Origin of the sequence: Nannocystis sp. RBIL2 (genome assembly GCF_026626745.1) — a bacterium.
GTDB lineage: Bacteria > Myxococcota_A > Polyangia > Nannocystales > Nannocystaceae > Nannocystis.
Genome location: NZ_JAPNJW010000001.1, coordinates 426,994 through 442,818, shown reverse-complemented (window position 1 = coordinate 442,818; position 15,825 = coordinate 426,994). Strand labels below are relative to the sequence as shown.

Sequence of the window (15,825 nt, the reverse complement as noted above, 5' to 3'; positions counted from 1 at the left end):
CATGCCTATTATTGAATCATGTCGGCGAGGGTCCGCGCGTTGACAGGGTCCGCGGCGCGGGCGAAGGATCGCGCATGGCCCTGGTTCCCGAGACCCACCTGTTCCCCTGCGCCAGGTGCAGCGAATTGCTGCGCGTCACCGACTCGGTCTGCCCGCACTGCGGCGTGACCCGGTCACCCGCCGAGCGTTCGGGCCGATTCGTCGCGTTGGCCGCTGCCTTCGCTATGGCGGCCTGCGGCACACCCTCGCAGCCCGAATACGGCGGTCCCGACACCGAGTCCGAGACTCTGGGAACCAACTCGCCGACGGAGGCGACGACGACGGAGGCGACGACGACGGAGGCGACGACGACGGACGCGACGACGACGGACGCGACGACGACGGACGCGACGGACACGACGGCGCCGACCGGCACCGGCACGACGGCAACGACCGACGATACGACCGGTTAGCGGGTCGCCGGCTGGGGGCGCGATCGGGTCGTCACCGCTCGGATGTCCTCATGGACATGTCCTCGACGACCGACGCCGCGCCGTCGCGCCGATGCTGTCCTCGCGGACATGTCCCTCGCCGAAGACGTGAGCCGCGCGTCCCGTTCGTCTCGGCTAAGACGACGGGCCGAGGTCGGTGCGCCCGGTGACGAGCCCGGACTTGCTGCCGTCGAGCAACGCGAGCAGCTCGCGCTCGATCCCGTTCGGCGCGCTCTCGACGATCCGGCCGACCTCGCGACCGTCGCGCACCACGATCACGGTCGGGACGTAGCGTAGATCGAGCCCCTCCTTGTCGAACCCGGGCGCGGTCTTCTGCCGGTCGACGCCGATGTACTTCAGCGTGAAGGGGAGGTCGGGGCCGGCGGCGTCGAGGGCCCGCCACAGGCGCGGGACCTCGCGCCGCGAGTCGCCGCACCAGGTGCCGAAGATGACCGTCACCTCGGCCCCGGGCGGCACGCTCGCCAGCTTCGTCGCGGCCTCGTGATCGATCTCCGCGTCGCTGATCCAGCCGGGCACTTCGCGCTCGACCTGGGCGCGCTCCAGCGGACCGACCAGCACCGGCGGGGCCTGGTCCTGCGACGGCGAGGTCGGCGGGGTCGTCTCGCCGGAGCGACAGGCCGACGCGGCGAGCAGGACGGTGACTGCGAGGGAGCGAGGCGCGGACATGACTGCGAGACGATAGCAAACTCGCGCGCGCGGCGAGCTTCAGGCGATCCGTTGCATGCGCACCCCGGTCTGCGGGCCGAGGGTGATCCGGCGCCGGACGATCGGCACCGGCCGTGGTTCACGCAGGGCCAGGGTGGCCTCTCGCAAGAGCACCGCCAGGGCGATCCGCAGCTCGTAGAGCGACAGTGCGGCGCCCAGGCAGCGCCGGATGCCGCCGCCGAAGGGCACGAACTCGGACGCGTTCGGCTTGCGGACGAGCATGCGCTGCGGGTCGAAGCGCTTGGGGTCGGGGTAGAGATCGGCGCGCTGATGGACCAGCGGCAGGGCCACGCCGATCGAGGTGCCGGCCGGCAGCTCGTAGTCGCCGAGGCGCCACGGCCGTCGCAACCGCCGCAGCACCATCTCGACGACGGGATGCAGGCGCAGCGTCTCGTCGATCACCGCGCCGAGGAACGGCAGCTTGGCCAGCTCCTCGGGCGCCGCGGGGGCGGCCGCGAGCTCGTCCTGCAGCCGCGCGCGGACGTGGGCGTTCTCGGGCCGGTGCAGCTCCTCGAGCGCGGCGGCGAAGGTGGTCGCGGTGGTCTCGTGGCCGGCGATCAGGAGGGTGCGCAGCTCGTCGCGGATGTCGCTATCGGTCATCTTCGACCCGTCCTCGTAGCGCGCGCTCAGCATCATCGACAGGATGTCGTCGCGCTCGCGCGCGTGCGGGCGGACGCGGTCGATCTGCTCGTAGAGGAGGACATCGACGTCGTCGGAGCGGCGCAGGAACCTCGCCCACGGCCCGAGCCCGAGCGGGGCCCGCTGGAACGCCTCGGCGGCCATGAAGATCGGCAGCGCCGCGTCGAGCATGGCGACGATCGCCTGCGTGTGGCGCTCGACCAGCGCGCGCTCCTCGACGCCGTAGACCGCGCGGACGATGACCTCGAGCGAGATCCGCAGGCCCAGGTCGAGCGCGTTGAACTCCTGCCCCGGCGCGATCGCGGCGAGCGACCGCCGCGTCGCCTCGGCCATCGTGTCGCCGAAGGCCCGCATGCGCTCGCCGTGGAAGGGCGGCAGCAGCAGCTTGCGCTCGCGTCGATGCGGCTCGCCGGCCATCAGGAGCAGCGAGTGCTGGCCGAACAGCGGCACGAGGGTGGTGGTGCCGAAGGTGTCGAACAGCTCGACGTCCTGGATGGCGAAGATCTCGCGGGCGAGCCGCGGATCGGCGGTCAGGACCAATTTGCCGTGCGCCAGCGGGAGCGTGAACGGATCGCCGTAGCGATCGCGGGCCCGCGTCATCGCCTCGATGGGCTCGCGCATCACCGCGAAGCTGGTCAGCAAGGTCGAGCGTGGTCCAGGAGGCAGCGCCGGCATGGCGGGGAGTGTCGTGGATGCCGACGCGCCTGCCAATGGCACGAGATCGCGCGGGGCGGATCGGGCCTGAACGGCAATCGCTAAGAGAGTAGCGAGGGCGATGCGCCCTTCGAGGGAGCTCCACCCGAACTGTCCTGCGGTCTCGCGCGCCACCACCCACGAGGTGGACGAGGCGGAGTGAGCTGCGAGTGGTGGAGTCTCATGGGACATGTCCTCTTGAACATGTCCCATGAAGCACGCAAAAGGCCGCGACGAGCGCGCCCGAGCGGGCCGCCCGCACTTGCGGGCATCATGCCCGGACATGCCGGTGTAAGCCGTAGGCCTGCGGGCGGCGTTTCGGGGGGCGACGATGGACACGCGCACCCTGAAGATCTCCCGGCCTTGCCCCATCGACCTCGAAGCCGACCGCAGCGGGCGCCAATTCTTTTGTGGTCACTGTCAGAAGGACGTTCACGTCCTCGCCAACTGGCCCCGCGCCGAGGCCGAGGCGTTTTTGGCGGACAATCGCGGCCGTTCGGTGTGCGTGTCCCTGCGGCGCGACGCCGAGGGCGAGCTGCAATACGCCGACTCGCCGGCGCGCGCCCCCGCGCCCGCGCTGGTCCCCGTGACGCGCCTGCGCCGGCGCTGGCTGCCGGAGGCGGTCGCGGCGGCCGGCGTGGCCGCGGCCCTCAGCGCCTGCACGCCGCACGGGCCGGTGAAGGGCGCGGAGAAGCTGGCGAGCGACGACGAGGTCCTGCTGCAGGCGATCGCGGGCGGGGTCAACGTGCCCGACAACTTCCAGCCTCCGCCGCCGCCGGCGCTCGAGGGCGAGGTGGTCCCGATGCCGCAGATCGAGCGCGGCGAGAAGCCTGCGGACCCGCAGCCGCCGGCCCGAGGCCGACGTGAGCCGAAGAAGGCGCCGGAGCCGAAAGCAGCGAAGGTGCTTGAGCCGCAGGAGTTCGACGGCGGCATCGACCTGTGAGCCACGCGTGACGCCGGTCGCCGGCATCGACCCGCGGCGAGGCGTGAGCGGACCGGAAGCCGCGCGGTGGCAGTTCGACGACGGCATCGATTTGCGCGACGCGCGAAGCGGGCCGGTCGCCCGTGCGCGGCGGATGCTCCCCGGATCGAGCCCGCAGCGACGCGAGCGGCCGGCCGCTGCAGGTTTCGCGTCCGTGCCGCGCCGGAGGTCCGCGTCGGCCGGCTTGCACTTCGCGCGGAACCGGCAACCCTCGGGTGCATGTCCACCCGGATCTTGCTCATCCGCCACGGCGCCACCGTGCTGTCCGCCGAGGATCGCTTCGCCGGCTCGACCGACGTCGACCTGTCCGACGAGGGCCGACGTCAGGCCCGGTGCCTCGGCGATCGACTCGCGGACCAGGAGCTGGCCGCAGTGTACGCGAGCCCGCTGCGGCGCGCGTACGAGACCGCCACGCTGGTGGCCACGGCCTGTCGGCGCGAGCCGATCGCCGACTCCGGCCTGCGAGAGATCGACCACGGCCGCTGGGAGGGCCTCACGCGCGCGGAGGTCGAGGCGCGCTTCCCCGAGGAGTACGGCGCGTGGGAGGAGGACCCGTACACCTTCGCGCCCGAGGGCGGCGAGCCGGGCCTCGCGGTGATGGCCCGCGCGCTGCCCGTCATCCGCCGGATCGTGCTGCAACACGCCGGCCAGACCGTCGCGGTCGTCTCGCACAAGGCGACCATCCGCCTGGTCCTGTCGAGCCTCCTCGGCATCGACGCCCGCGGCTACCGCGACCGCCTCGACCAGGCCCCTGCGTGCCTCAACATCCTCGAGTTCAAGGACGTCGTGCGCGCCCGCCTGATGCTCTACAACGACGTGTCCCACTACGCGGCCCAGCCCGCGCGCCCCAGCGCCAAGCTGTCCAAGTGGTGGGACTCGTCCCGGGAGTGACCGATGGGACATGCCCGATAGGACATGTCACGAAGATCTTGATTGAGCGCCGCGGAGGGCCGCCGCGGCAGAGCGACCACATCGCCGACAATTGCGAGAAGAGTAGGACCGTGCCGCGGAGATCACGATCTCACGGTCACTTCGCGGGTCGCTTCGGATCACGCCGGCCCTGTGTCGTGAACGACATCGCCCGGCCGCGGCAGCCCGCGACGTCGAGCCGTTCGTCACACGCCTCGTGAACGCCCCGATCATCACGCGCTAGCTTTCTCGGTCGACGCGGTACGCCGGCGTCGGACCACGCTCGATCGTGCGTCCGGGGGCTCCGCTTCACCAGGAGGCCAGATGTCGATGCGACAACGAGGGACAATGTCATGGTGCGCGCGGGCGTGGCTCGCCGCCGTCTTCGTCGGTCAGGTGGCGTGTCAGGAAGCGGGGGAGGCCGTGGCGTTTGGCGACGAGGCGCTCGAGTTCCGCGCCTTGCCCGACGCCCGGCTACCCACGTCGCCGAATCAGATCGGGCCCGGGCCCGCCTTTTACGGCGGGGTCGTCACCACCACCGAGCCGCTGGCCGCCAACGTCGGCCGCGACATCCTCGCGCAGGGGGGCAACGCCGTCGACGCCGCCGTCGCAGTGCAGTTCATGCTCAACGTCGTCGAGCCGCAGTCCTCGGGCATGGGCGGCGGCGGCTTCATGCTGATCCACTTCGCCGGGGCGCCGCCCGGGGAGACCGTTGTCATCGACTTCCGCGACGTCGCGCCGGCGAACGTCACGATCGGCATGTTCGACACCTCGCACTCGTCGGCGGTCAAAGGCTCGAGCGGCTACGCCGTCGGCGTGCCGGGCACCGTGAAGGGCATGCTGTACGCGCTCGAGCAGTACGGCAGCATGTCGCGCGCCACAGTGCTGGCGCCGGCGATCGCGGCCGCCACCAACGGCTTCAACATCAGCTCGCGGCTGGCTGGTGATACGGGGTCGTCGCAGCTGCGCCTCGAGACCACCGCCAACACGCTCAACAAGGGCTATTACGCCGAGGCGCGCGGCGTGTTCCGGCCCAACGGGAGCAGCCTGTCCACCGGCACCCTGTTGCGGCAGCCCAGGCTGGCGACGACGCTGCAGGCGATCGTCGCGCGCGGGGCCACCGCCTTTTACAGCTGCGCCGATCCTTCGGGGATCGCGGCCGCGATCGTCGAGACCCAGACCGCGACCCGCAGCGGCAACTCCGGGGGGCGTGGTCGCATGACCTGCGCCGACCTGGCCAACTACCAGCTCGGCGTCTTCGATCCGGACGTCGCCAATCCCGACTTCAACCACGCCCCGGTCATCGGCAGCTATCACGGCCATACCATCGTGACCGCGCCGCCGCCGTCGTCCGGCGTCTTCTTGATGCAGATGCTCGACCTGCTCGAGCGACTCGAGGCGAGCAGGGGCTTCTCGATCGGCACCGGCAACTACGAGTTCGGCGAGGTCGGGACCCTCAACATCATGCAGGAGGTGATGCGCGCCGCGTTCGCCGACCGCGCGCGATGGCTCGGCGATCCTGACTTCTTCCCGGTGCCCGTCGCCGGCCTGCTCGCGCCCAGCTACATCCAGACCCGCGCCGGCCTGATCACGCCCGGCCAGCGGCGCTCGAGCTTCTCCGCCGGCAGCCCGCCGACCGTGGCGGCGGCGCAGCAGAAGCCGGCGAGCACGAAGGAGGACAAGGAGCACGAGGGCGTCGACACCACGCACTACACCGTCATCGACGAGGCCGGCAACGTCGTCAGCGTCACCAGCACGATCAGCGATCAGTGGGGCACCGGCCTGATGGTCCGCGGTCGCGGGTTCATGCTGAACAACCAGCTGCCCAACTTCAACGACGACCCCCAGGGCACCGCGGCGAACCCCGCCGCCAACGACGTCGAGGGCGGCAAGAGCCCGCGCACGACCATCGCGCCGACCCTGGTGTTCCTCGGCGACGAGCTGGTGGCGGGTTACGGCTCGCCCGGCGGGACCGGGATCATCAACGCCATCCTGCAGGTGACGCTGAACCTCATCGACCACGACCTCAGCCTGCGGACGGCGGTGCAGCGGCCGCGCCTGTCGATCGACAGCGGCAGCAGCTCGGCGGACACCGAGATCGAGTCGGGCTTCAGCGCGTCGGTGCGCTCGAGCCTGCAGAACATGGGCTACGACTTCGACTCGACCAGCTCGATCGGCGCGGTGCAGGCCATCGTCACCTACCCGGGCGGCGGTCAGCAGTACGGGGCCGCCGACACGCGCCGGATCGGCGGCGTCAGCGGGCTCGACGAGCACTGACGCGCCTGCACGCGGCAGCGTCGACAGCGATCGCGCCGTCGTGCGTCGGCGCCCGCGCGCGCGGCGCTGCGAGCTCTCCTCGGCGTCTCGGTGCGAAGCGGCGCGGATCCAGGCGCGCTACGCTTCTCGCTTGACCTTGACACTGACGTCAAGGTTTAGGGTGCCGTCCGGGAGGAGTCGATGAAGATCGGAGAGCTCGCAGCGCGGACGGGGGTCAGCCCCCGCGCGATCCGCCATTACGAGAAGGCCGGGCTGCTCAGCGCCGGCCGTCTCCTCAATGGCTATCGCGACTTCGGCGACGAGGCGGTGGCCGAGGTGAAGCACGTGGTGCGCATGATCCGGCTCGGCTTCTCGCTCGAAGAGATCGCGACCTTTCCAGCCTGCATGTTCACCGGCGGCGCCGCCGTCGTCTGTTCCGTCGCTCTGCAGGCGCACCGCGACAAGCTCGAGGAGATCGAGACGCTGATCGCGGAGCTGGAGGAGCGTCGTGATCGCCTGCTCGCGGTCCTGCGGGCTGCGGCGCACCAGAGCGCCGAGTCGGCGAGGGCCGCGAGTCGCAACCAGGAGGCAACCGGACCATGAGACGGAGACAATTTCTTTCAAAAAACCTCGGGCTCGCTGCCGGCGCTGTGGCGCTGGCCACGACCGGTGACGCGGGCGCAGCCCCGAATGCGGCCCGCCCTGCGGCGCCGCGCACCTACTTGCTGATCCACGGCGCCTGGCACAGCTCGCTGCACTGGGCGCGCGTCGTCCGGCTGCTCAGCGCCAGGGGCCATCGCGTGGTGGCGATCGATCTGCCGGGCCACGGCCTGTCGGCCAAGTTTCCGCGGGCCTACCTCACCGGCGACCGCGCGGCCTTCGCCGCCGAGGTCTCGCCGCAGAAGGACATCCGCCTCGACGACGGCGCCGACGCGGTGATCGCCGCCTTGCGCGAGCTGCAGGGCGAGTCGCGGCCGATCGTCGTCGGCCACAGCATGGGCGGCACGGTCATCACGCGGGTGGGGGAGCGCGCGCCGGAGCTCGTCGGCCGGCTCGTCTACCTCAGCGCCTACTGCCCGGTGCGCCGCGGCCCGGCGAGCGCCTTCGGCGAGCTGCCCGAGGCGAAGCAGCCGTACCTCGACGGCCTGATGCTGGGCAACCCGGCCCAGACCGGGGTCGTGCGCATCGACCCGCGCGGCGACGCCAAGTACCGCGACACCCTGCGCGCGGCCTTTTATCACGACGTGCCGGCGGAGGAGGCCCTCGCCTTCGCCCTGGCGCTGACACCCGACCTGCCGCTCGGCTACTGGACCACCGACGTCGGCGCGACGAAGGAGCGCTGGGGCAAGGTGCCGCGCACGTTCATCCGTTGCACCGAGGATCGCGCGCTGCCGATCGCCCTGCAGGACCTCATGATCCGTGAGGCCGACGCCTGGACGCCCGACAACCGCTTCGATCGCAAGACGCTCAAGACGAGTCATTCGCCGTTCGCCTCGGCCCCCGAGGCCCTCACGGGGCTGCTCCACGAGCTGGCGTGAGGGCTGCGGGGCGGGCGAGGCCGGTGGCTGTCTCTCGGGACGGATCGTCGCGGCGCCTGTCTCTCGGGGCAGGCGCCGCCCATACGATTTTACCTGTCCCTTGGGACAGAGCCGACACGAAGTCGGAAACGCTACTCCGAGCAGCGGGGCGCGACGACGCGGAAGTCCGTCCCGACGGTCGGGTTGTCGTCGACCCACTTTCCCTCGAGGTGGCACAGCCGAACCTGGAGCTCCGTCGCGTCGATGGCGAGGATTTCGAGGGTGCCGCGGAGGTTGCCTCCGCTCGCGCCGTCGCACGCCTCGTGCCCCGTGATGGCGAGGGTCCCCAGGTCGCTCAGGTCGTAGAGCCCTGGCGCCTGGATGTCCGCGGGGATCTGGATGCTGACCGACCAGTCGCCCGCGCATTCGAGCGACTCGGCCGTGGGTTTTTCGCACGTGATCGCCTCGTTGCTGAGCCGGAGGGCGATGTCGGTCGGCTCGTCGGGGTCGGGCGGGGCGATGGCGCCGGCGTTGAGCGCGGGCGCCTCGCCCTCGCACGGCATCGGCTCGTCGACCGCGGGCCCGGTGGTCTCGGTCGTCGTGGGCGCGCCGTCCGTGTCCGTGGTGCCGGCCGTCGTCGTGTCGCCGTCGCTGTCGCTGCCGGCGTCGGTTTGCAGCGGGCACCCGAGCGCGAAGACGAGGGTCAGGCCCAGGAGAGGGACATTTCGTGTCGTTGGGGAAAACTTCATGGCGGGGTGGAGTCGCAGATTTGCGGCGAGAAATTGCCACGAGTTCGAGAGTTCTCGCGCGTCGAAGCGACACCACGCGTCTTGCGAGCTTGGGGTCGGCAGAGCCCATGCGCTCGCTGCCCGGGCGCCTGGCCTCACGTCTCGTCGGTGGGTGCGAGGGCTCCGAGCGCCGCGCGGGTCGCCGCGAGGGCGCTCATGCCCTCGCCGTGCTCCGCCCACCACATCAGCGCGGCGAACGTCGCCGCCACCAGAGTGCGCGCGACCAGCGGGGGCGGCGTGTCACCCGACGAGGTGCGGCCTGCCATCGTCGTGGCGATCAGCGCTTCGATCTCTCGCAGCGGCGGGTGATTGAGCAGCGCCGGCGCGGCCGCCAGCAGTCGCAGGCGCTTGCGCGCCAGCTCGGCCGCCTCGGGGGCGTCCAGCAGGCGCAGGAACGGCTCGGCGAACTCCCGGAGCACCCCGGCGACCCGCAGCTCGGCGCCGGCCAGCGCGGCGGCCCGCTGGCGCACGACGTCGCGCACCGCGTCGAGGCCGTCCCACACCAGGTCCGACTTCGAGGGAAACAGCCGGAAGAGGGTCCGGCGGCTCACCGATGCCGCCTCGGCGATCTCGCCCATGGTCACGCGGTCGAACCCGTGGCGCTCGAACAGGCCCAGGGCGATGCGGGCGATCTGGCGCGGGTCCGCCTCCTGAGGCCGGCCTCGCTTCGCTGCTGGTTGCATTTTGGCACTCGATGCCATAATTGAGATCGAAGCAGAACGAGGCGCCCGATGCGACCTCGGAGGACGACCTAACATGAGGACTCCGTTCGAGTCATCGACGATGAAGCCCGTGCAGCTCGACGTCCGCCGCGAGCTCGAGCGGCCGGAGGCGAAGGCCGACCCCTACGCCGCGTACGCGCGGCTGCGAGAGTTGGGGCCGGTGCTGCACTGGCGCACCTGGTTGCAGGACAGCCTCGTCATCACCCGCTACGACGACGTGATGAGCGTGCTGCGAGACCCGCGGATCGCCAACGACCGCCGCAACATCGGCGACGGCGGCAAGGGCCCGCTCGAGCGCTGGTGGATGCCGAGCATCATGAAGTTGTTCCTCGGCAGCATGGTCATGAAGGACCCGCCGGATCATCGCCGCCTGCGCAACCTCGTGCAGAAGGCCTTCACGCCGGCCATGGTCGAGCGCCTCAACGGGCGCGTCGAGCAGATCACCGCGGAGCTGCTCGACGCCGCGGCGAACAAGCCGGTCTTCGATCTGATCGCCGACCTCGCGCTGCCGCTGCCGCTGACCGTCATCTCGGAGATGCTCGGGGTGCCCGAGCCCGAGCGGATGCGCTTCCGCGAGCTGCTCGGCAAGGTCCTCGATCCGGAGGGCATGAACCTCGCGGGGTTCGTCTTCAACTACGGCAACATGGTCCGGCTCAACCGGTTCCTCCGGCGCATGGTGCAGCTGCGGCGCGAGCAGCCGGGCGACGACCTCGTGACTGCGCTGGTGCAAGCCGAGGAGGGCGGCGACCGGCTCGGCGAGGACGAGCTCATCTCGATGGTCTTCCTGCTGCTGTTCGCCGGCCACGAGACGACCGTGAACCTGATCGGCAACGGCGTGCTGGCGCTGCTGCAGCACCCCGATCAGCTCGAGCTGCTGCGCGGTCGTCCCGAGCTGATCGACAGCGCGATCGAGGAGCTGCTGCGCTTCACCAACCCGGTCGGCACGGTGTCGCCGCGGTTCGTCCGCGAGGACCTCGAGATCGCGGGCGTACGGATCGCCAGGGGCACCACGCTCACCCTGCTGCTCGCCTCGGCGAACCTCGACGAGACCGCCTTCGCCGACGCCGGCCGGCTCGACATCATGCGCGAGCCGAACCGCCACGTCGCGTTCGGCTTCGGCGCCCACTATTGCCTCGGGGCGCCGCTCGCTCGCGTCGAGGCGCGCGTGGCCATCCCCGCGCTGCTGCGGCGCTTCCCGGGCCTGCGCCTCGCGGTCCCGGCCGACAAGATCCGCTGGCGCGCCAACATGGGGCTGCGCGGGCTCGAGTCGCTGCCGCTGTCCGTCGCGTCCGCCCGCGCGTAGGCTCAACGCAGCGCGGGCCGAGCTCGACGAGCCCGGCCCGCGGAGCGAGCGTCAGGGGGGCGCAGGGGGGGCGCAGGGGGGGCGCAGCCGTTTACCAGCGCGCCTGCGCGAGCAGGAAGAAGCCGAGGCGGTTGGTCACGTTCGCGTCTTCGAACACGCGGATCCGGCCCGACTCGTTGCTCGCCTTGACGAACTTCGTGCGGTTGTTGTCGAGCGTGTAGCGGAGCTCGGACACGACCACGAAGAACGGCGCGATGTCCCACTTCAGCGTCAGCTTGCCCGACAGGATGTCGAACGGGTTCTGGCCGGCGGGGAGGACCTCCTGGTCCCAGAACTCGCGGTAGACGTTGGTCGTGTCGCCGACTTTGATCGACGCCGGCGACTTGTAGGCCAGCACCGCGCCGGGCGTCAGCTTGGAGCGCTCGAAGTAGTAGTCGAAGCCGAGCGAGCCCCACAGCTCCGGGGCGACCTGCGCCTCCCTGGGGAACGTCTGGTACGGGAACACGCCCGGGATCGAGAGGACCACGAAGGCCAGGTCCCGGTAGATGGCGTTGGCGAACAGGCGCAGCTTCTTGATGCGCAGCTTGCCGAGGAACGCGGCCGCCTTGGCCGGCTGGATCCGCGTGGTGTCGGGCTCCTCGAACTTCTGCAGCGTCTGGCCGACCGTGGTGAACTCGACCGCGGCCGAGCCGGCGATGCGGTTGTCGTAGATCTGGTTCTGCGTCAGCAGGAAGCTGGCGTCGGGGCTGTAGCGGAACAGCTGGAAGTCGATCGAGGTGCCGATCGGGACGCCCCAGTGGGCGGTGAGGCGGGTCGAGCCGCCGAACGTCTGGACCGTCTTGCCGCCGATCCGCGAGTTCGGCGAGAACATCGGGAACGCGCCCGACTGGTAGTAGCCGCCGTTGACCTCCCAGGCGAGCCAGGGGGTGAAGCCGATGCCGAAGCCGCCGAGGGCCGAGTAGTAGGTCTGCGGCTCGTTGAGCTTCTCGTTGAGCAGGCGCGCCGACTTGGCGCCGAGGAACACGTAGCTGTCCTTGCCGGTGCCGACGTTCCAGTCGTAGCGCAGGCGGAGGCCCGGCGTCTGGCCGGTGTTGTTGGGGAACATGCGCTCGCCGCCCCACGTCACCGCGTACGTGTACCCGAGCAGGAACCGCTGCGAGTCCACCGGGAACATCGTCAGCGAGATGTTATCGCCGGTGTAGTCGTTGCGCTTGGTGTAGAAGTTGAGCTTGCCGTACGAGCCGTCGTCGCTGAGCGTCGTGTAGTTCTGGAACGTCTTGCCGTCGTGCCACTGCTCGATCTCGGTGACGAACGCCGCCTCCGCGTCCATCCGCTTGAAGAACGTCGGCATGCGCTTGTAGACGACGAGCTGCGTCTCGGTCTCGAAGCCGCGCTTCTCCTGCTCGATGGCGTCGTAGAACAGGCGGTCGGCCGCCAGCTTGAAGCCGGCCGAGGGCGAGCGGTCCTTGGCGCCGGCCAGCAGGTTGTCGTCGGAGATGGCGAACGTGAGGCGCGTCGCCATCGCGTTGCCGGCGGTCCACTGGTTGTAGCCGGTCGACGGCATGGCCCGCTGGTCGTCGATCGTGCGCCGCTGCTCCTGGACCGCCAGGCGCTTCTCGGCGCGGTCGACCCGCGTGCGCAGGGCCCGGAGCTCCTTCTGCAGCGCGTCGATGTCGACGGCCTCGGTGCGGGTCGGAGGGACAGGTCCTTCGAGACCGGTGGCGTCCGGCGACGCAGGCGGCGGCGCGGCCGACGGGGCGGGCGGCTCGAGCGTGGGCGTCTGCGTCGCGGTGGGCGGCGGTTGGCTCGAGCCCGGCGGCGGACCGGAGTCGCCGGTGCTGGGCTGGAACGCGAGGGCGAGGCCGGGCGCGAGCCAGGCGACGGCGAGGACGGCGGCGGGAAGGGGCCACTGCATGGGGTACGTGGTCGCTCTCGGCAACGGGGCCAGGGCTGCGGGCTACGGCGGGGAGGCGGGCGAGGGGAGACTTACTGGGCCAGGTCGTCGACGGTGCGCGGCGCCAGCTTGAAGTTCTCGAAGCTGTACACCAGCGCGCCGGTGATCGAGGTGAAGGCGTCGCCGACCATCGGCTTGGGCCAGTCGGCGGTGGCGAAGAACTGGTCGTCGAGGATGAGGCCGCCGTCGACGGTCCACTCGCCGAAGTTGTTGGCTTCGGTGGCGACGGTGACGTTCTCGACGGTGACGAGGACCGACTCGTAGTTCTCGGCCGAGGCGCCGCCGGTGGCGACGTCGGCGGCGTCGACGACGATCGGGGCGGGCACCGCGTCGGTGCCGGTGACCACCACGTCGCCGGCCTGGCCCGCGGTGATCTGGGACATGTCGTAGAACTCGCCGTAGAGCCCGTTGATGGTGACGACGTCGCCGGGCTGGACCGCGAGCATGTCGGGGTTCTGGTTGATGTAGACGTAGATGCCGGAGTACTCGCCGCCGGCCGGGTCCTGGACGAAGAAGCCGTCGCCCTTGAAGGTCAGCGGGCTGGTGACGACCACGTTCTCGACGGTGACGAAGTCACCCTCGCCCACCATGCCCTGCTGGATGTCGAAGATCGTGACCGCGCCCATCGGGCCGGTGGTGGTGTCGGTGTCGGTCGTGTTGCCGCCCTCGCACTCGAAGCCGACGTAGTCGTCGCAGCTGCGCGGCACCAGCTTGAAGTTGCCGAAGTTGTACACCAGCGGACCGGTGAGGGTCAGCGTGGTGCCGACCGGCGGCTTGGGCCCGCCCTCGGGCAGGAAGAACATGTCGTCGATGCGCACGCCGCCGGTGACCTCGAACTCGCCGAAGCCGAGGTCGGCGTTGGTGACTTCGACGTTCTCGACGGTGACCGGCACGCTCTCCCACACCTCGGTCAGCGCGCCGCCGTTGGCGATGTCGGGCGGCGAGACGACCGGCGGGGTCGGGGCGGTGGCGGTGCCGGTGATCATGATGTCGTCGGCGAGCGAGATGTTGATCTCGCTGAACGTCTCCGAGCCGGTGTCGTCCATCGCCTTGTACTCGACGTACTCACCGACCACGGTGAGCTTGTCGCCCGGCTTCGGCACCTTGCCCTGCGCCATCAGCTCGGTCGCGGTGTCGGGGTAGACGTAGAGCTGGATGCCGGAGTACTCGCCGCCGTCGAGCTCCTGGACGAACACGCTGCCGGCCCCGCTGGTGCTGAACTTCGTCGGCGAGACGACGACCACGTCCTTGACGCGCACCAGAGTGTTCGGGGTGACCTTGTCCTGCTGCAGGTCGTAGATGTTCGTGTCCTGCAGGCCGCCGCCCTCGGTCGGCTGGTTGGTCGTCGGCGGATTGTCGGTGGTGCCCGCGGTCGCCTCGGTGGCAGTCGCGTCGTCGCCAGCGGTGTTGGTGTTGTTGAACGCGTTGCAGGCGATCAGACACAGCGCGGTGCAGGGGACGAGTCGACGCATGATCCAGCTCCTTCGCATCTCGTGGCCTCGAGAGGCCGTGCAGTGATTCGCGGCGCGTGCCGCCAGAGTGGCGTTCCGTGCGCCCGGACACTTACTTTGCGGCCATGCGCGATGTCAAGCCGGGCCCCCGTGATCGCAGCAAGCGAGGGCCGGTCCCAGAGCCCCCGTGTGAGGCGATCCCCCAGCGAACGCTGTGACGCGGTCGACAACCAAGCGTCGTCGGACCGACGCCGGCGCAGCACGCGGGCGCCGCCGCGGTCCACCAGCCACGGTCGCCCAGACGCGGCCTGTCGCTATTCGGAGACGACCTCGATGTCGTCGTCGTTGCGGGTGTAGAGCAGCCAGGACGGTCGCGCGGCGGCGTGGTAACGCAGGTCGCCGACGATGTGCAGCTTGCCGCCGACGTGGTCGGCCGGGTCGAACCCCGTCGCGCTGAGGGCGCTCACCACGTTCACGCCGCCGTTGCCGTTGTTGCAGTTGCCGGCAGGGTCGACGAGCACCACCCACTGGCCGAACGTCGCGTAGCCGTCACCGAGCGGACACACCGTGACGTCCCGCACCTCGACCAGGCGGCTCTCGAGCTTCTCCATCGCCTGATCGTCGTCGACGAGATCGCCGGTGATTTCGAACGGCACCAGGTTGGACAGCTTGCCGCCGACCCGATAGGTCGGAAAGCCGAGCTCGGTAAAGCCGTAGAATTCGACCACGGTGCCGATGATCTCCTCGATCACCGAGCCCTGCTCGATGCCCTTCGGCCGCGAGTGGGTGTGGGCGAAGATGGCGTTGAAGCCGGCCGTCATGTCGGACAGGTCGGTCAGGTAGAAGCCGTCGACGGCGATGCCGGTGACCACGAGCGTGCGGCCCTCGGCGTTGACCTTGACGAAGTCGCCGTCGAGCGGCGAGCTGGCGGGGATGTCGGTCTCGTTGATCTCCCGCAGCGTCGGGTGGGCGACGTGGATCGTCGGCGACAGGCCGGTGGCGTAGCTGCCGGGGGCCTCCTCGCTGCCGCGATCCTCGACCCAGATGTTGGTGGCGCCGTGGGCCCGCACGACCTCGACCGGGACGCCGATCGCCTGGCCGTCCTTGATCGTGATGGTGTTCGCCTGGCCCTGCGCGAGCCGCCCGCGCGGGGCGACGTCGAGGTAGACCTGTCCCGAGAACCAGGTGGCCGGCTCGCCGGCGTCGTCGACGGCGCGGACGTCGAGGACGAACTGCCGGCCGGTGCTGCTGTAGGGCAGCGGGTTCTTCTCGGTGCCGGCCTCGCCCTCGATCTCGACCTTGAAGGTGAGCGGCGCGACCTTGCCGGTGCTCTTGTCGATCTCCTGCACGCAGGCGGAGCCGCCGGCGAGGACGAGGGCGAGGGCGAGGACGGGGTGCTTCGAGTTCATGGCGGC

At 70.5% G+C, this 15,825-nt stretch carries 14 protein-coding genes; 7 read left to right on the top strand and 7 right to left on the bottom strand.

What is annotated here, in order from left to right:
• Positions 1 to 74 precede the first annotated feature (74 nt).
• Complete coding sequence (locus OV090_RS01740; protein ID WP_267701693.1) at positions 75 to 452, top strand: hypothetical protein; 378 nt, start codon at positions 75 to 77, stop codon at positions 450 to 452.
• Between the two features lie 153 nt (positions 453 to 605).
• On the opposite strand, the gene OV090_RS01735 is transcribed toward OV090_RS01740, so the two are convergent.
• Both OV090_RS01735 and OV090_RS01730 read right to left on the bottom strand, forming a co-directional pair.
• Positions 606 to 1,157, bottom strand: a complete 552-nt coding sequence (locus OV090_RS01735) for a thioredoxin family protein (protein ID WP_267701692.1) — start codon at positions 1,155 to 1,157, stop codon at positions 606 to 608.
• A 39-nt stretch (positions 1,158 to 1,196) separates the two neighbouring features.
• On the bottom strand, positions 1,197 to 2,510 hold the full coding sequence (locus OV090_RS01730) for a cytochrome P450 (RefSeq protein WP_267701691.1): 1,314 nt from the start codon (positions 2,508 to 2,510) through the stop codon (positions 1,197 to 1,199).
• 349 nt (positions 2,511 to 2,859) lie between these two features.
• Here OV090_RS01730 and OV090_RS01725 point away from each other — a divergent pair, with 349 nt between their 5' ends.
• The 5 genes from OV090_RS01725 to OV090_RS01705 all read left to right on the top strand — a co-directional run bounded on the left by OV090_RS01725 (position 2,860) and on the right by OV090_RS01705 (position 8,213).
• Entirely contained in the window at positions 2,860 to 3,471 is a 612-nt protein-coding gene (locus tag OV090_RS01725) for a hypothetical protein (protein WP_267701690.1), read from the top strand.
• Between the two features lie 258 nt (positions 3,472 to 3,729).
• Positions 3,730 to 4,401, top strand: coding sequence for a histidine phosphatase family protein (locus tag OV090_RS01720; protein WP_267701689.1), 672 nt, complete (start codon positions 3,730 to 3,732; stop codon positions 4,399 to 4,401).
• Between the two features lie 441 nt (positions 4,402 to 4,842).
• Positions 4,843 to 6,696 carry a gamma-glutamyltransferase gene (ggt, locus tag OV090_RS01715; RefSeq protein WP_267701688.1) on the top strand — a complete coding sequence of 618 codons (1,854 nt, stop codon included), beginning with the start codon at positions 4,843 to 4,845 and terminating at the stop codon, positions 6,694 to 6,696.
• A 180-nt stretch (positions 6,697 to 6,876) separates the two neighbouring features.
• A complete protein-coding gene (locus OV090_RS01710) occupies positions 6,877 to 7,278 on the top strand; it encodes a MerR family transcriptional regulator (RefSeq protein WP_267701687.1) in 402 nt (133 codons plus the stop codon).
• Complete coding sequence (locus OV090_RS01705) at positions 7,275 to 8,213, top strand: alpha/beta fold hydrolase (RefSeq protein ID WP_267701686.1); 939 nt, start codon at positions 7,275 to 7,277, stop codon at positions 8,211 to 8,213. Before OV090_RS01710 ends, OV090_RS01705 begins: the two co-directional genes overlap by 4 nt.
• A gap of 131 nt (positions 8,214 to 8,344) precedes the next feature.
• Here OV090_RS01705 and OV090_RS01700 read toward each other — a convergent pair whose 3' ends face one another.
• Both OV090_RS01700 and OV090_RS01695 read right to left on the bottom strand, forming a co-directional pair.
• Positions 8,345 to 8,941: a hypothetical protein gene (locus OV090_RS01700; protein ID WP_267701685.1), complete on the bottom strand. Its 597-nt coding sequence runs from the start codon at positions 8,939 to 8,941 to the stop codon at positions 8,345 to 8,347.
• Positions 8,942 to 9,075: 134 nt separating this feature from the next.
• Positions 9,076 to 9,663, bottom strand: coding sequence for a TetR family transcriptional regulator (locus OV090_RS01695; protein WP_267701684.1), 588 nt, complete (start codon positions 9,661 to 9,663; stop codon positions 9,076 to 9,078).
• 73 nt (positions 9,664 to 9,736) lie between these two features.
• Between OV090_RS01695 and OV090_RS01690 the strand changes: the two genes are divergently transcribed.
• A complete protein-coding gene (locus OV090_RS01690) occupies positions 9,737 to 11,005 on the top strand; it encodes a cytochrome P450 (RefSeq protein WP_267701683.1) in 1,269 nt (422 codons plus the stop codon).
• A gap of 91 nt (positions 11,006 to 11,096) precedes the next feature.
• Here OV090_RS01690 and OV090_RS01685 read toward each other — a convergent pair whose 3' ends face one another.
• The 3 genes from OV090_RS01685 to OV090_RS01675 all read right to left on the bottom strand — a co-directional run bounded on the left by OV090_RS01685 (position 11,097) and on the right by OV090_RS01675 (position 15,819).
• Positions 11,097 to 12,920: a hypothetical protein gene (locus OV090_RS01685; RefSeq protein WP_267701682.1), complete on the bottom strand. Its 1,824-nt coding sequence runs from the start codon at positions 12,918 to 12,920 to the stop codon at positions 11,097 to 11,099.
• 71 nt (positions 12,921 to 12,991) lie between these two features.
• On the bottom strand, positions 12,992 to 14,431 hold the full coding sequence (locus tag OV090_RS01680) for a hypothetical protein (protein WP_267701681.1): 1,440 nt from the start codon (positions 14,429 to 14,431) through the stop codon (positions 12,992 to 12,994).
• A gap of 293 nt (positions 14,432 to 14,724) precedes the next feature.
• A complete protein-coding gene (locus OV090_RS01675; RefSeq protein WP_267701680.1) occupies positions 14,725 to 15,819 on the bottom strand; it encodes a hypothetical protein in 1,095 nt (364 codons plus the stop codon).
• Positions 15,820 to 15,825: the final 6 nt, after the last annotated feature.